The sequence below is a fragment of the Ktedonosporobacter rubrisoli genome (assembly GCF_004208415.1).
Lineage (GTDB): Bacteria > Chloroflexota > Ktedonobacteria > Ktedonobacterales > Ktedonobacteraceae > Ktedonosporobacter > Ktedonosporobacter rubrisoli.
Genome location: NZ_CP035758.1, coordinates 1,293,384 through 1,308,427 on the forward strand (window position 1 = coordinate 1,293,384; position 15,044 = coordinate 1,308,427).

The window sequence follows — 15,044 nt, forward strand, 5'->3', positions numbered from 1 at the left end:
CCAGGCTGAGACGCAATTGTGCGCGATGGCCGCATCAAAATCCTCGCCAAATGCTTGTTTCACAGCAATAGAACAGGCATAGCATGCGGCTTTTTAAGACATCCCATCCAGGAAACCTGGACCTCTAAGGATATTTTCCTCTAGGCATAGTATCCCTCTCAGCTTGCCATATGTCCAATATATAGATACAATCAACCCGATAAGTTCTTCTTATAGAAAATGAGGGAAGCGTATGGAATTGCGGCAGTTGCACTACTTTGTGGTTCTTGCACACCGCCTTCATTTCAGCCGAGCAGCGGAAGAATTAGCTATTGCGCAACCCGCTCTCTCACAACAAATTCAGGCCCTAGAACAGGAATTTGGTGTTCAATTATTTGAGCGCAGGCCTCGCCATATTCGTTTGACACCGGCAGGGCAAGGCTTACTTATGCATGCAGAACGCGTGCTTGCCGATGTAGACACCCTCTCCACAGAGATGGCGGCCTATGCCGGTTTGCAGCGCGGTCGCTTGCACATCGGTCTGCATCAGACGCTTGGGATGTCCTGGCTTGCGGGACTGCTCGCGCGCTTCCACCGGCGCTATGAAGGTATTGAGCTGGTGCTCCACGAGGGAGTCACCGAGCCGATGCTTAAGCAGGTAGAAGAAGGGAAGCTCGATGTGATCTGGATACATACCATCGGCACGCTCTTTCCGAAGGCCCCTCTTCCCAAGAATATTGAAACCAAAGCGATCTTGACCGAGGCGGTGCTTCTGGGGGCAAACCCATATCATCGCTTGGCGGGGTGCAAACAGATCAATTGGAACCAGCTACAGAAAGAAGCCTTTGTGCTCTTTCAGCCAGGGTCGGGATTGAGGCAGGTCATGATGCACCTGGCGCAACACGCTGGCTTTCTTCCACACGTCATCTTTGAGAGTGGAGATATGAGCATTATCCGTGCACTGGTTGCGGAAGGAATGGGCATTGCTGTCTTTCCCCAATCGGTCATTGCCGCTGCAGGAAGAAGCCTTGTTTCACTTGACCTTTCCCCTGCGCTACCCTCTCGAACTGTACAACTCGCCTGGCATCAACAAAGAGCCTCAACGCCCACTATCCAGGCCTTTCTTGACTTCGTGCAAGAAGATCTCTGTCTGCATCCCTGGGCAGCAAGCTTCATTGATCGGAGCCGCACGAGTGCGCAAGACGACCAACCATGACGTTGGACAATCTCATATCCTAGAGTGCAGGGGTATTTATGTCGTGACTCCGACATTACGTATCCGCCGCCCTTTGTGCTCCGGTCACATTTTTCCTGCGCATCACGTCATATAAGTGAAGGGAAAACCCGAGCGCTGGACCAGCAGCTAGCAAGCCAGCTTCGCCCTCTACTCTTTCCTGACAAACAACGCATGACCTTATGACCTTATGTCAAATTCTCAAATTCGCGAAGAGAGTCACGACCCTATGACCTCGTGTCAAATTTTAAAAGTTGAGAAAGGACAATCATAAATATGCTACCCAGCTTCACCGAACTTAAGAAGTCCATCACGGGGCAAGTTATCGTTCCAGAAGATCAAACATATACTGAGCTGCGTAACGTCTTCAATCAGGCCGGAAGCCCGGCTGTGATTGTGCGCGCCCAGAACAAACAGGATCTCATCACAGCGCTGCGTTTTGCCCACGAGCAGCACTTAGCGCTCTCGGTACGTAGCGGCGGCCACGGCTTGAGCGGGCAGGCCACCAACAACGGAGGAATCGTGCTCGATCTGGCGGCCTTCAAAGGCGTAGAGCTGCTCGAGCGTAGCCAAAACCTGGTTCGCATTGGAGCCGGCACACCCTGGGGCGAGGCGTCAAGAGCCCTGGCGGATCTCGGACTCGCCCTCTCCTCTGGCGATACCAACCAGGTTGGCGTAGGTGGTCTGACGCTAGGTGGCGGCATTGGCTGGCTGGTGCGCACCTATGGTCTCACCATCGATAGCCTGGTGGCCGCTGAGCTCATTACGGCAGATGGTCGCATCCTGCATGTGAGCGCTGACGAACATCCCGATCTCTTCTGGGCTATTCGTGGGGGTGGCGGCAATTTTGGGATCATCACTTCCTTTGAATTCGTGGCTCAGCCCTGCCCCACCGTTGTCAGTGGTTCTGTGAACTATGATATAGCCGAAGCGGAAACAGTGCTAGCCGGCTGGACCCGGGCCATGCGAGAAGCGCCGGAAGAACTTAATTCAAGCCTTATACTTTTCTCCGGCTTCGGTCCGCAGGTTCCACCACGCGTTATGCTGCAATTCTGCTATGCCGGAGACGATGAAGAGGCTGCTCACAAGGCTATCAAGCCATTCCTGTATTTAGGAGCCGTGCAGATGCAAGATATTCAGAAGAAGCCATATTACACAATCCTTGAGGATGCAGTGTCTCCCCCGCCTTCACTTAAGCTGGTGAGCCACAATGGCTTTTTGCCCACTCTGAGCCCAGAAGCGCTCTCGGTTCTGGCCGCTAATTATGGTCAGCCTGGCAAACCCATTGCCCAGATTCGCTGGCTTGGCGGCGCTTTTGCGCGCGTCAATTCGCAGGCGACAGCCTTTGCCCATCGTGAAGCTGAAGCGCTAGTAATTGTGCCGGCCTTCGCACCGGTAAGCGCGCCCGAAGCGCAAGCCCAAAAGATCCGCCAGGCGGCCTGGGCTCCCCTGGCACCTTTAGCAAGTGGCGCATTCCTCAATTTTTTGAGCGATGCCAGCCCTGCCAGTGTCGCCACAACCTATCCGGGCCCTACATACGAACGCCTGGCCAGCATCAAGGCTAATTATGATCCCGATAACGTCTTTCAGCAAAACCAGAATATCAAACCATTGAGTTCCATACAAAAGGACGTCCGGGCTTGAGGCGAGAAAGGTTAGTCAACGCGATGTGCAACTTTTGAGAAACGGGGCAGAGCCCCTGTCGGTGGAACCCTCTCCGGGGGAGAGGTAATGGGGCGAATCCGCTAGATCGCGGCGTGCCCCAGCCTCTCTCCCCTCCTCAGCACCGTAGGCTGTGGAAAAACTTGCACACGGGGTTAGTCAGAAAAGACACAGCGTATAATGCGCCAATGCATGAGGAGATAAGCAAAACATGTCGATGATATCAAGAGCAGATAACATGAATAGATTGAAAGTAATTGGCTATTGGACAGCTACCGCAATCATTGCGTTTGAGCTCATCCTGGGCGGCATAATGGCCCTGGTCCATGGACGAAACATGCTGATCGGCGAGCCGCTTGTCGAGGTAATGCAACATCTGGGCTACCCCATATACTTGCTCACGATCCTTGGCGTGTGCAAGCCCCTTGCCGGCATAATTCTGCTAGTACCGGGCTTGCCTCGGCTCAAAGAGTGGGCGTATGCTGGCTCTTTTGTCAGCTTGCTGGGCGCTCTTGTCTCGGATGCCCTACGTGGCAATGAGGTATACGCCATCTTCGCCCTGGGCTTCACCATTCTCACCCTCGCATCCTGGGCGCTGCGACCGCAAAACCGCATCCTGGGCACGCTTCCCACCTGGCCTACCCTCTTATTCACAACTAGTAAGAGGATAACAGAATAGTACTATTGGGAAGCATCCGTAGCTATTCTAGGTGATAGACACGTATATAAAAAGCAATGTATGCTTTAAGGTGAGAGTTAAGGAATATACTCTCATTATAGTTTCCTATGAAAGGAGTCATCGTAGAATGGCAGAAATCGTGTTTGGCAGCCCTGTACTTGAGCGTACACCAGAGTTAGTAGATGAGTTTGAGCTCGACGTTCGTATCACTTCTCCTGAGGATGGCCGGACGCCAATCCCAGGATTGAGCGGAAGCGATTGCACTTTATGCGCCTCTTGCTACACCGACTGCAATATGTGTAATACCAATGACACCTGGTGCGGTTGTTAGGCTGCTACCGATTATACGTGCGACGCCTGCTGATAAGGTAAGGGAATCAAAAGAAGAGCATGTCCTGAACTGAAGCGAGAAGCTTTGTCTTCAAGACATGCCGGATATCAAGGGTTCGGTGAAAGCAGCGCTTTCCAGTTCTGTAATGACGGAGCACAGGGCCTCGCGCGCGAGCGAATCAGAAGCGCTCTTCATTCCCTCTCAGTTCCTACAGCGGTTCGGCTTTAAGGTGCCGGGAGAGCCACCGTAGGAACTGGGAACTTGGCGGATAGGAGATTTCCCGATGGGATGGTCAGGCCTGGAAAGCCTTGGGAGTTTCCTAGCGGTATAAAGTTTAGGATGGCTCATTTCTTTACACAAGTCATCCATCAAGCTGGCAAAGTATCTCAACAATCCCACTAAGGGATAAGGACTTGCCCTTGCATCTTCCCTGTCACGGCCTCAAGATAGGCGCGCGCTACCTCACTTGCCGGCGTTCCCTCAGAACCATCCTGGCCCATGGCCAGTAGCGTCTCTCTGATCCAACCAGGGCTCACAAGATTAGCCCGAATGCCACGCGGCATTTCTCGGGCCACGCTGCGAATAAAGCCCTCAAGGCCCGCATTGACAAGAGCTCCCAGAGAGCTACCCGGAATGTAACTCTTGAACGTACCACCGGTGAGCGTGATAGAGCCACCATCGCGCAAATGCTTTGCAGCACGCTGCAAAAGCGCTACCTGGCCAAACAGCTTGCCCTTCATAGCGAGGACCACATCTGTATCCGAAAGGCTTTCCAGCGGGCTCAGACCAACGCTGGCCGCAACGCAAACGACTCCATCAACAGCAGAAACCGCGGCAAAGAGCGCATCAAGAGTGCTAAGATCCTCAAGCTCCACCCTGGGCGATCCTTTACGCGAGGCACGCACAACTTCATAGTCCGCTGCCTCTAACTCACTAGCTACCGCAGACCCAAGCGTTCCCGTCGCCCCGATCACAATTATCTTTTTTCGCATAGCTTATACAACCTTCTCTTTTTTAGATACGTACGTAATTATAAGAGAAAGCAATATTTCTTCACAAGCACGCACAGCAATGTGCGCTAGTATCAAAAGAGATACTTACCTTTACACGCCCTGACATTCAAACAAACTTTATACAAATTTTACAAGTTCCAAGCTTTTTCTTTAAAAAGAAGAGCTATGATAGGGGAGAACACAAAAATGCTTTTCCTATTTCCAACGACAAATTTTGTTTGACTATCCAGAAAAAGCTAGTAATCCTTCTAAAAGGGAAGAAAAACGTTGCAAGTTCAAGCAAACTAAAAGAGAGTTGTATCTCGTCGCAAAGAGAAAGAGAGTTTGAAGATGTATCCAATCTACATGCCGATCGTCTTCTTTATGTTTATGCTGGGAAAACTGATCCCGCTGCTGCTTATAGGCTTGCTTGTGTGGCTCATTGTGCGCGCCTTGACCCGCAGGCCACAGATGTGGGGTACTACGCATCACATCCAAAGTACGCCTATCCCGCCTATGCCACCCAATTTTCAGCCGGCCCAGCCCTCCGCGATGGAAATCTTGCGCCAGCGCTATGCGCGTGGAGAGATCGATGGAGCCACCTTCGACCAGATGCGCGAGCGCTTGGAAGCTAGCATGCCACACTCCGAGCCCAAATTATAAGCCAGAATAGCATACAAGTTCCTCCACCTGGCTTATCCGTGCGAGACAGGGCAGTTCAGTTTTTGAGCTGCCCTGTTTTTAATGGGTTTCCGTTTCCGGCCCCTTATCTCTGTATCTCTTCAGGGGGAGCATATGGAGGCAAGGCCACACCTCCTTTAACGTGATGAGAACCGGGCGTCTCACGAATAAGCACATAGATGTACTCAATGGGCGCCCCTATTGTTTCATGGACAACGCGCGTCAATTCACGGGCCAGGGCCTGTTTTTGTTCAGGAGTCCTACCTTCACGAATATCACATTGAATGATTGGCATACTTTGCTCCTTTGCATAAGGTATGACCGGACGTAATGTCGTCAAGCTTTTAACTCAACTGTCTTGTTTACGGCACACCTTCTTGATAACTGCTAGAGCTTCCTGAATATCATGCTGAGAGACATCGAGGTGGGTAACTGCACGCAAACGATCCCCAACGCTCCCCACACGCACTCTATGGGACTGAAGGTTGGCTAAGAAAGCTTCATGAGAGAGACCAGCCCCTCGGACATCGAAAAATACCATGTTTGTCTCAACCGGCAACTCAACCTGCACACCAGGAATGCTACCAAGCCCATCAGCTAGAATCTTGGCGTTCTCATGATCTCCACATAGACGCTCAACATGATGTGAGAGCGCATAGAGGCCAGCCGCCGCGATGATTCCGGCCTGACGCTGGGCTCCGCCAAAGACATGCTTATAGCGCCGGGCCTGTTGAATAAAAGCAGCGCTCCCCGCCAGAACCGCACCTCCTGGCGCGCCTAATCCCTTGGAAAAATCTATCCACACGGAATCGCAGCAAGCTGCATAGTCGCGCGCCTGCATGCCGGTTGCCACTACTGCATTCAATAGACGGGCACCATCCATATGCGTCGCGATTCCTCGCGCCCGAGCAACCTCACAGACTGCACGCAATTGCGCAAGAGGCCAGATGGTACCGCCCCCAAAGTTATGAGTTTGCTCCACACAAAGTAAACGCGTTGGCGCCGCGTAGAGCGAGCCTTTTGTAATCGCTCTAGCTACTTGCTCCGCAGTAAACCGTCCTCGATCCCCATCAATTTGATCAACCAGGACATTGCTCAGTGCAGCCAGGCCGGCACTTTCGGAGCGTAAGATGTGGGCCTGGCGATCCACCAGGATGGCATCGGCTGGCTGCGTATGCGCTTTGATGGCAATATTATTGCACATGGTTCCCGTTGGTAGATACAAAGCCGCTTCCTTGCCCAGCAGTTCAGCAACTACATCCTGTAGCATATTGACAGTCGGGTCCTCCCCTTTCTGTTCATCACCAACTTCGGCTCTTGCCATCACCCGGCGCATAGCCTCAGTGGGCCTGGTGACGGTATCAGAAGAGAGATCAATCATCACTGCTTCCTTTCCATTTCTGGTCTGCACATCGCGTAGAGTGGAAGGTTCTGCGCCTCTTCGTCGAGGACTGCCATCTTTCCCTAGAAGTAGTGTAACGCTGCCTGGCAGGCATGTCCAACGAAGAGAAATGATTGCAGCAATCATCCACAGTGATAGACAACCAGAAAATTTACAAGTGTGATTTCTCTCAATTCTTACCTCGTCCTTAGAGGCAGTATAAAGCCCCCTGCTCGTCACCTTTCATCATTTGTTCAGAGCTCCTCATCAAGGATACGCCTCACTCCTTGCCATCTTCTATGATCGTCGGAAGATAGCAAAGAGTGATGTCTATAAGAAAAAGGACTTTACTAGCGAGCGGACCAGGCTCCAGAGGAGGCGGCTTCGCGTGCGAAGTCGGCAAAGTCGCGAGGCTGCCGGCCCAGTGCGCGCTGTACGCCGTCCGACAGATGAGCGTTGCGCCCATCAAGAACTTCGGTAAAGAGGTAAACGAGCTGTGAAATGACCTCTTCAGGCACACCGTACTCGCTCATCATAGCTGAGTACTGATCTATGGTGACTGGCACGTAGCGAATCTCTTGTCCAGTCGCCTCGGCGATCTCGCGCACGGCATCGGCGAAGGTCAGGAGTCGGGGACCTGTCACTTCATAGAGCTGATTGGCGTGTCTCTCCTCCGTGAGCGCTGCTACCGCTATGTCGGCAATATCCTCGACATCAATAAATGGCTCTCCCACGTCTCCGACCGGCAACGCGACCTCACCGCTGAGCACAGCATCTAACATGGCTCCCTCGTTGAAGTTCTGGTTAAACCAGCTAGCGCGTATAATCGTCCATTCACAACCTGATGACTGTACGACCTGCTCGCAAGCCTGAGCCTCTTCTTCGCCTCTACCGGAGAGCAGAACGAGCCGCCGGACGCCGTTGCTCGCTGCTAGCTTGACAAACGCACTGATGGCTTCGGATGCGCCCGGAGCTGCCAGGTCAGGATAGAAAGTCACATAGACCGCCTCCACATTCTTAAGCACGGGTTCCCATGTGGCCTGGTTCTCCCAATCGAAGGGAGTCTGACCGGAACGAGAGCCGAGCCTTGTTGGGATGCCGCGCGCCTGCAGGCGCTGAGCCACGCGGCGGCCAGTCTTGCCTGTGCTACCAAGAACCAGGATTTGCTTGATGTTGCTTATGTTCTCTATGTTACTCATCTTTTTTGCTCCTTTTGCTATGCTCTTTATATTTTTCTCGTATCACACAATAGTTTCCATTACTTGAGAAGATCGGGCAAAAATTCATCTACTGTGAATTTGCTTGCCGCTTCCATTTCTCTGATAGTTCTATTGTAGCCGTTCACGTAGCGTAAACCTCAAGCCCTTTTTGGGGCAACTTTTTATTCTTACTCTCTCTCGTCTGTGGAAAGAAAAGCTGAGCAATGAGAAGAGAATATTTCACCGAAACAATTGCGATGAGTGTGAAAGCTATGGCTGGCTAGAGGGAGAGCTTGTGCGGCTTTTCTTTTGTGCCTCCGCCGCACGTATTGCTTTGGCGATGGAATCTCCAATGATGTGCAGCACAATATCAGCAGTAAAGTGGACCAGCATCGCTGCTTCCAGGCCATATTGCCAGAAGAGATAGCCGAAAGCTACTCCCACGATACCGTTGAGAAGAATAGCCCGCACAATCAATATGGGGGTCAGCTCGACCAGCGCAGCAGTGGCCGGCAAATGCCCCAGGCCAAAGATGATTGCAGCGAGGACGTTGGCAAGCCACAGGGCTCCCAGTGTGGGCTTGCCAGTAGGCAGATGCCAGGCAAAGCCGATGAGCCAGGCCAGGAGCGAGAGTAAGAGAAAGGGGCCGAGACGCTATTGGCGCCTCCGATTCCTCATCTCATGATCAAAAGATTCCTGGGCATAGCGCATAGCATCGAGATACTTCTGCTCGCCGGCTCGCTTTTGCATCTCCTCGGGGGCAACGTTCTCAACACGAGCCGCGATCCACCAGACATTGCCGAATGGATCGCGCACGCGACCACCGCGGTCGCCCCAGGCACTGGTTATCATCTCGGTAACCGAGATAGCTCCAGCAGAAAGCGCTTGTTGGTAGACGGCATCACAATCGGGGACATAGAGACGCAAGAAACATGGAGTATCCGGCCACTCATCTTTTGCATCAAACGCCATGACAATTGAGTCGCCAATTCTTGCCTCGGCGTGGCCAATCGTGCCATCCTCGTTATACACGCGACCAAGCTCTTCCGCCCCGAACGCTTGTTTTATGAAATCGAGCAGTCTGGCTGTATCCCTGGTAATAATCCAGGGTGTCACCGTGCGATAGCCTTCAGGAATCGGCGGCACTGCGTTTGTTTCTGTTGTCATATGTATGATCCTTTCTGAGATGTCTTGATAGTCACAGTATACCCACAAAGAAGGACACGATCGGTCACCATTTACAATGCCGATCAGGATCTCAGAGCTGCTTCTAGAGCATAATCTAGAATTGGGAGCCTCGTCAGCGCTCGCACGAAGTAGAGCCGGAAGAAGGCTCACTTTTGCGGCTCGCTGTCTGGCACATCTTCCAGCAAATCGGTGACTGCGACTCCCAGAGCGCGGGCCAATCTATGGAGTGTATTGGTATTGACCGTACGATTGGGGTTTCGAAATATGGACCTGACCGTATTAAAGCTAACTTCCGACCTGTGGGATAAGGTCGTCATTGTTAAGCCTTGCGCTTCCGCTATCTCTTTTACTTTTAGCCTCACCGTACAACCCACCGTTTTCCCACATTGTAACAACATTAGCGTGTTTAAGGTACTAGCAGATTTTTGACGCAACTTTATTACCACCAATATTTTACCGCAACTCTATTACCATCATTTTTCTACTGTAATTTTATTGATAATTGATATTTCAGGTGATTCATGCTAATCTTTTTATAGAGATCAAGCACCTGATCCAAGTAAAAAGGAGGTCTGGCAAAGCTCTTTAGCCAAAGAGAATATCAGCCTTGATATGCTTGATGATGGAAAATGGAAAACTTATTCGCTATTTTCATTGCCGGGAGCATCTTCCAGCAAGGTTGTAGCTGGCACGCCGAGGGCGGCGGCAATGCGGTTTAGTGTACCTGTGTTTACCGAACGGAGAGGATTAATAAATATATCCCGAATAATGTTGTAGCTCACTTCGGAGCGCTGGGAAAGCTTAGACATAGAAATATGTTTCTCACACGCTACTTCTTTGACCCGTAATCTTAGCATGTAGAAATTACCTCTCTGTTTTCCCTTATAATAACAATATTCCTTACATTTGTGTATTATCAAAGTTTTTACTAACAATTTCTCTATATAAAAATCTTTCCTTATTTTTTGTTCGTCACTTTATTTATTAACTTCATATAACATAGCAATCTCTAATAAAGATGAGAAAATTTTGGATCAAGGAACGTATTTAAGCCGATCAGGTAGTTAAGAAGCTTTTAGAAGTTTCTTGGTTGCATCATGCAGATGAGTAGAAAGGAGCGGAATAGCTTTATTTCACGCGATAGGACATAAGTTGATACGGTCAGGGGTCAGTAGGAAAAGAGAAAAGCAGGCTAGCACGGGTGACAAGGCAAAGGCTGATCAGGCTTTACGGCTTCTCCTCTGCATCTTCAACATCTTCGATAAGTTCGGAGGGAGCCACTCCTAATGCAGAAGCCAGGCGTTCTAAAGTTGTCGTAGTAACCTCGGCATATGGATTGCGGAATATGCGGCGAATAGTGTTATATGCAACTTCCGACCTGATATGCAGCCTGGTCATTGACATCTCTTTGGCTTCTGCAAGCTCTTTAACTCTCAACCTGATCCTCATAGTTTCAGCATACATCTATCATTTGCTTGAAAGTAGAGTGTTTGTAATGGTAACTTTTAGATAGTGCCATTCTAATGGCGATATAGGTTGTGTCATGTGCGTAAAGGAGAGAAGGATGTTATGAAATGGTTTCAAGGAAGTAGCAAGGGAGTACAGCAGTATTACGAGCCCACGCTCTGGTTGCAGGCAACTTGCAACGAAGTCATTGCCCTGAATTTTGTGCTGCGCCAGTTTCTCGATTATTATAGCCAGCCCGGACACACTACCGTCCACAACCGCGAGCTCATCGAGCTTATTGAACACTTCTTTGAGCGTAGTACTCAACATCCTTTGCTCGATTCTTCGCGCGAGCAATGCAAAGGAGGGAGGAAAGAATGAGTACGTCTGAGATGACGCTAAGGCAACTGCTTATTACGATGGATTTCCACTTGCGCGGCTTAGATGAGCTGCAGAATGAATTAATAAGCCGCGCCAGGGTACAGGAGCACTATGAGCAGCGCTGCGAAGAGCTGATTCCCGTGCTTCGCGAAATCGTAGATTGCTTGAATACTCTCCAGGTTGAGACAACTGTTGATGAGCAATTGATAGCACGGAAGGATGAGCTGGTGGCATTGTTTATTTCGGTTCTTTCTTTCAGTAACCTCTACGGTTCGTAGCCCCGAGGCTCATCCTGAGATATCTCCCGGATAACGAAATGGGAGGAATTAGAGCAATTGTAATAATGCCATCAATTTTTGAAGATATTGACCCCTCATGGTGTAAATGTGATTACTGAGTGGCGGAGTTTTTTGAGAATTCTCTGACGCTTCTCGCAGATAGCCCTCTCAAAGAGAAAGCTCTTAAACCAGCCTGCAAAGCCCTTTCCATCGCTAAGGGGGGAAAAGGCAATACCGATACTACGTCAAATAATTATCACATTTTGCCGCCATTTAGTAATCACATTTACAAAGGGGCTGGCTGCCTTTGGATGGCAGCCCCTTTCTCGCTTCACAAACGGATTCTCCATCAAGCTGCTATAGTTCAACTTGTGGGTACACCTTGGCGATTCCATGCAGGTAGGTAAGCGCAATCCCCTCGGCACCGTGACCTTCACCGGCATAGATTTCGCTGCTCACCGTCAAACCAGGATAGTTGCCCTGCTCTAAGAAGGTAACAAATCGCCGAAAGTTGGGAATGTCATCCTCCTCCAACTCGCCTACGGAAAGGTAAAGCTGAATCGGATTGCTGCCATTGCGCGCAGCCAACTGCTCGTCGTGGTGAATCCAATAATCGTAGGTGGATTTCAGAATCGCGCTGCCGGAGATATAGCGCTGAAAGGCATCCGGCTGCCGGAACAACGCATAGAGCACAAAGAAGCCACCCGACGAATAGCCTTGCAGGCAGCGATCCGAGGGAATAGTGCGATAGTTTGCATTAATAAAAGGGATCATCTCCTGCGTAATGGCATCTAAAAAGAGGTGCGACACACTCTCGCTAGAGGCGCCGGGCACCCCAGGAATATCGAAATCAAGGTCTCGTAACGCAGCGAATTCATCAGCGGTTTCCATGTCATAGCCAATGCCGACAATGATAAGCTCGGGTACTTTCCTGAACCAATGGCTAAAGCGCGTCAACCCAGCCGCCACACCAAAGTTGAAATCACCGTCTAACACATAAATCACGGGATACGCCTGTGTAGATGTCTTGTAGCTGTCCGGAAGAGCGACGGTCAGGCGATATTCCCGACCACGGATAGTAGAGAAGAGCGTTCGCTCCTCTGTGCCAAACAAGGTTGCCCGTGGATGCTGTTCACTCATCTATGCCTCCTTAAGTTTCTCATGCCGCCGAGATTCTGTTGGTCTTGGCTGTAAATGTGATTACTGAGTGGCGGAGTTTTTTGAGAATTCTCTGACGCTTCTCGCAGATAGCCCTCTCAAAGAGAAAGCTCTTAAACTAGCCTGCAAGCCCTTTCCATCGCTAAGGGAAGGAAAAGGCAATACCGATACTACGTCAAATAATTATCACATTTTGCCGCCATTTACATTTACATGCGGGTCATCATCTACAATCAATTTTTTAGGCATTATCAGCACTCCTCCTTCTCTCTCATGCTCGAATCCAGGAAAAGCAATACTATTTCATGCATTTAAACCAATTTTAAACAACTTTCTTAGAAAAGTCGATGTGCATTTCTCACATGTGCTGTGTTTGTGGGAACAGAGCCTTAACCGTTCTTAGTAGATGAAGCTTTTTCAAAACATGCTGAAACAGCTTAGTAGCTTCAGAGCGCTTCACACCACTTAAAATACCATATACATTTCTTTCTTGCAGGTCTTTTATCACCATGATTGGGAGCGGCGGAGTCAACTCCTGTGCAATAATAGCGGCAGTTTCGTAGGCACGAGCTAAAGGGCTACTAAAGATGGCTTGAAGATGAACAGACTGCAACTGTTTCCCTAGCATATATGCCTGCTCTTTCCCTTTCTCAGTTAAGGAGAAGTCTGCAATGCGCGAGTAGCGATCCTCAACCTGGCCGACAAATTCGCAATGGCGTATCAGATACAATCGCATTTCTCTACCTTACCTTATCAAATCAATCTCATTTTCTCTATTTCTCTCTAATGCAATTAACAATTGTCAGCTTCTCAAGCATCATATGGAAAGGAATAAAGTCTGCAAGAGAGCTTGTAGAAACGCAGCCCGTCAGGTAAGATAAGGGCACGTACACAACAGAAGTGCTCTACCAAAAGAGCAGCATTATTTCACCCCTTCAATAGACAATGGCCGCACTCTCTCTTTGAGAGCCAACACAGAGAAAGGTCCCTTGGATGGAAGCAAAAGAACCGCTTGAGAGCCCACGCCTTAACGCCTTGCTGCAAGCATTGGAGGCCGGCGATAGCGCCGAGCTCGCTAACTTCTGGCAGGAAATTGCCCAAAACAGCACACCGTTGATTGAGCCCATAGAAGGCGATGCCAGCCACTATTTAGCAACATTTCTCTGGCGCGGCAAGGAAGATATACACAACGTTGTAGTCTTTGCCGGACCCGCTGGCTGGGACCATCCACAAGACAACCAAATGACCCGCCTACGCGATACAGATCTGTGGTACAAGACGTACCGGGTGAAAGCTGATTTACGCGTCACCTATTTGCTTTCCCCCAACGACCCCTTGACAAGGGCAGGCAACGACATCAGCGATTTTGGCACGCGCCTCTTACCTGATCCGCTCAATCATCACCAGTTTGTCTATCAAAAAGATGACGAAGTACCTGACGATAAGGAGCTTGTAGTCTCTGTGCTTGAGCTGCCAGGTGCACCTGCTCAGCCCTGGATCGTACCTCAGCCAAGCGCAGCAAAAGGTCAGCTCGAAATGCATCGCGTGCGCAGCCATATCCTTAACAATGAGCGCCGCGTCTGGATCTACACACCACCAGGCTACACAAAAGAGCACGAAGCCTATAATCTTCTCCTGCTCTTCGACGGCTTAGCCTATACCAATCTCGTTCCCACTCCGACAATCCTTGATAATCTCATCAACGAAGGCAAGCTGCCTCCGCTTGTAGCAGTTTTACCCGATAGCCTGGACCAGGAGACCAGGAGTCGTGAACTGCCCTGCCATCAACCCTTTGTGGATTTCTTGACGCAAGAACTCTTGCCCTGGGTGCATGAGCGTTACCACGTGACAAGCGATCCGGCTAGAAGCATCGTTGCCGGTTCTAGCTATGGAGGACTGGCCGCGGCCTTCGTCGGACTGCGCGCCTCGGAGCGTTTTGGCAACGTGCTCTCGCAGTCCGGCTCTTACTGGTGGGATATCGATGCAGAAGAGCAGCTTCCCCAGGAACGCCTCGCCCAACAGTTTATAGCCAGCCCCCGTCTACCGCTGCGTTTCTATTTAGAAGTAGGCTCGAAGGAAAATATAGGCTCAATTAACATGATATCCAGCAATCGGCATTTGCGGGATATCTTAACCCTTAAAGGCTACGAAGTGCACTACACTGAGTTCAATGGTGGGCACGATTACATCTGCTGGCGCGGCTCGCTGGCGGATGGATTGCTAGCCCTCACGCGCCGCTAAAGTCACCTGGTCCCGCACTAGAGCTAGCCTTGTGAGCCATGGTTTTTCTGACTCTGGCTGAGGCTAGCCTGCTCACTGGCGTAATCCGGCCAGCCGAGAGCATTTAGCTCAGGCAAGCTGAGGATACGTTTAAAATTCGTAACTATTCAGAGGGGTAGCGTAAAAGGATCATTTCGTGCAAAGATCGTTCCATTCGCGAGTAAATCTCGTTCAG

At 50.4% G+C, this 15,044-nt stretch carries 19 protein-coding genes; 8 read left to right on the forward strand and 11 right to left on the reverse strand.

Annotation, left to right across the window (positions count from 1 at the left end; all coding sequences use genetic code 11):
* Positions 1-232: 232 nt before the first annotated feature.
* The 4 genes from EPA93_RS05940 (at position 233) to EPA93_RS05955 (ending at position 3,885) form a co-directional block, all read left to right on the forward strand.
* The gene (locus EPA93_RS05940) at positions 233-1,195 is read left to right on the forward strand and encodes a LysR family transcriptional regulator (protein WP_129886166.1); all 963 of its coding nucleotides are present in this window, start codon (positions 233-235) and stop codon (positions 1,193-1,195) included.
* A 294-nt stretch (positions 1,196-1,489) separates the two neighbouring features.
* Positions 1,490-2,857, forward strand: a complete 1,368-nt coding sequence (locus EPA93_RS05945) for an FAD-binding oxidoreductase (RefSeq protein ID WP_129886167.1) — start codon at positions 1,490-1,492, stop codon at positions 2,855-2,857.
* A 256-nt stretch (positions 2,858-3,113) separates the two neighbouring features.
* Positions 3,114-3,554, forward strand: coding sequence for a DoxX family protein (locus EPA93_RS05950; RefSeq protein ID WP_207229459.1), 441 nt, complete (start codon positions 3,114-3,116; stop codon positions 3,552-3,554).
* Positions 3,555-3,681: 127 nt separating this feature from the next.
* Complete coding sequence (locus EPA93_RS05955; RefSeq protein ID WP_129886169.1) at positions 3,682-3,885, forward strand: hypothetical protein; 204 nt, start codon at positions 3,682-3,684, stop codon at positions 3,883-3,885.
* A 398-nt stretch (positions 3,886-4,283) separates the two neighbouring features.
* On the opposite strand, the gene EPA93_RS05960 is transcribed toward EPA93_RS05955, so the two are convergent.
* Entirely contained in the window at positions 4,284-4,877 is a 594-nt protein-coding gene (locus EPA93_RS05960; RefSeq protein WP_129886170.1) for a short chain dehydrogenase, read from the reverse strand.
* 351 nt (positions 4,878-5,228) lie between these two features.
* Here EPA93_RS05960 and EPA93_RS05965 point away from each other — a divergent pair, with 351 nt between their 5' ends.
* The gene (locus tag EPA93_RS05965; protein ID WP_129886171.1) at positions 5,229-5,540 is read left to right on the forward strand and encodes an SHOCT domain-containing protein; all 312 of its coding nucleotides are present in this window, start codon (positions 5,229-5,231) and stop codon (positions 5,538-5,540) included.
* Positions 5,541-5,643: 103 nt separating this feature from the next.
* On the opposite strand, the gene EPA93_RS05970 is transcribed toward EPA93_RS05965, so the two are convergent.
* The 8 genes from EPA93_RS05970 to EPA93_RS06005 all read right to left on the reverse strand — a co-directional run bounded on the left by EPA93_RS05970 (position 5,644) and on the right by EPA93_RS06005 (position 10,790).
* On the reverse strand, positions 5,644-5,898 hold the full coding sequence (locus EPA93_RS05970; RefSeq protein WP_277988723.1) for a 2-hydroxymuconate tautomerase: 255 nt from the start codon (positions 5,896-5,898) through the stop codon (positions 5,644-5,646).
* Positions 5,899-5,907: 9 nt separating this feature from the next.
* Positions 5,908-6,939, reverse strand: a complete 1,032-nt coding sequence (locus tag EPA93_RS05975) for a threonine aldolase family protein (RefSeq protein WP_129886173.1) — start codon at positions 6,937-6,939, stop codon at positions 5,908-5,910.
* Positions 6,940-7,289: 350 nt separating this feature from the next.
* Positions 7,290-8,138: an NAD(P)H-binding protein gene (locus tag EPA93_RS05980; RefSeq protein ID WP_129886174.1), complete on the reverse strand. Its 849-nt coding sequence runs from the start codon at positions 8,136-8,138 to the stop codon at positions 7,290-7,292.
* A 270-nt stretch (positions 8,139-8,408) separates the two neighbouring features.
* Positions 8,409-8,654: a hypothetical protein gene (locus EPA93_RS50835; protein ID WP_422877877.1), complete on the reverse strand. Its 246-nt coding sequence runs from the start codon at positions 8,652-8,654 to the stop codon at positions 8,409-8,411.
* A 138-nt stretch (positions 8,655-8,792) separates the two neighbouring features.
* Positions 8,793-9,305, reverse strand: coding sequence for a VOC family protein (locus EPA93_RS05990; protein ID WP_129886175.1), 513 nt, complete (start codon positions 9,303-9,305; stop codon positions 8,793-8,795).
* A 167-nt stretch (positions 9,306-9,472) separates the two neighbouring features.
* Positions 9,473-9,724 carry a helix-turn-helix domain-containing protein gene (locus tag EPA93_RS48230; protein ID WP_277989006.1) on the reverse strand — a complete coding sequence of 84 codons (252 nt, stop codon included), beginning with the start codon at positions 9,722-9,724 and terminating at the stop codon, positions 9,473-9,475.
* 240 nt (positions 9,725-9,964) lie between these two features.
* Positions 9,965-10,183: a helix-turn-helix domain-containing protein gene (locus tag EPA93_RS06000; RefSeq protein WP_129886177.1), complete on the reverse strand. Its 219-nt coding sequence runs from the start codon at positions 10,181-10,183 to the stop codon at positions 9,965-9,967.
* Between the two features lie 370 nt (positions 10,184-10,553).
* Positions 10,554-10,790: a helix-turn-helix domain-containing protein gene (locus EPA93_RS06005; RefSeq protein WP_129886178.1), complete on the reverse strand. Its 237-nt coding sequence runs from the start codon at positions 10,788-10,790 to the stop codon at positions 10,554-10,556.
* Between the two features lie 105 nt (positions 10,791-10,895).
* On the opposite strand from EPA93_RS06005, the gene EPA93_RS06010 reads away from it, so the two are divergent.
* A complete protein-coding gene (locus EPA93_RS06010) occupies positions 10,896-11,153 on the forward strand; it encodes a hypothetical protein (protein WP_129886179.1) in 258 nt (85 codons plus the stop codon).
* Complete coding sequence (locus EPA93_RS06015) at positions 11,150-11,431, forward strand: hypothetical protein (RefSeq protein ID WP_129886180.1); 282 nt, start codon at positions 11,150-11,152, stop codon at positions 11,429-11,431. Before EPA93_RS06010 ends, EPA93_RS06015 begins: the two co-directional genes overlap by 4 nt.
* A 357-nt stretch (positions 11,432-11,788) precedes the next feature.
* On the opposite strand, the gene EPA93_RS06020 is transcribed toward EPA93_RS06015, so the two are convergent.
* A complete protein-coding gene (locus EPA93_RS06020) occupies positions 11,789-12,571 on the reverse strand; it encodes an alpha/beta hydrolase (RefSeq protein ID WP_129886181.1) in 783 nt (260 codons plus the stop codon).
* Between the two features lie 376 nt (positions 12,572-12,947).
* Positions 12,948-13,325, reverse strand: a complete 378-nt coding sequence (locus EPA93_RS06025) for a histidine phosphatase family protein (RefSeq protein WP_129886182.1) — start codon at positions 13,323-13,325, stop codon at positions 12,948-12,950.
* Between the two features lie 257 nt (positions 13,326-13,582).
* Here EPA93_RS06025 and fes point away from each other — a divergent pair, with 257 nt between their 5' ends.
* On the forward strand, positions 13,583-14,830 hold the full coding sequence (fes, locus tag EPA93_RS06030; RefSeq protein WP_129886183.1) for an enterochelin esterase: 1,248 nt from the start codon (positions 13,583-13,585) through the stop codon (positions 14,828-14,830).
* Positions 14,831-15,044: the final 214 nt, after the last annotated feature.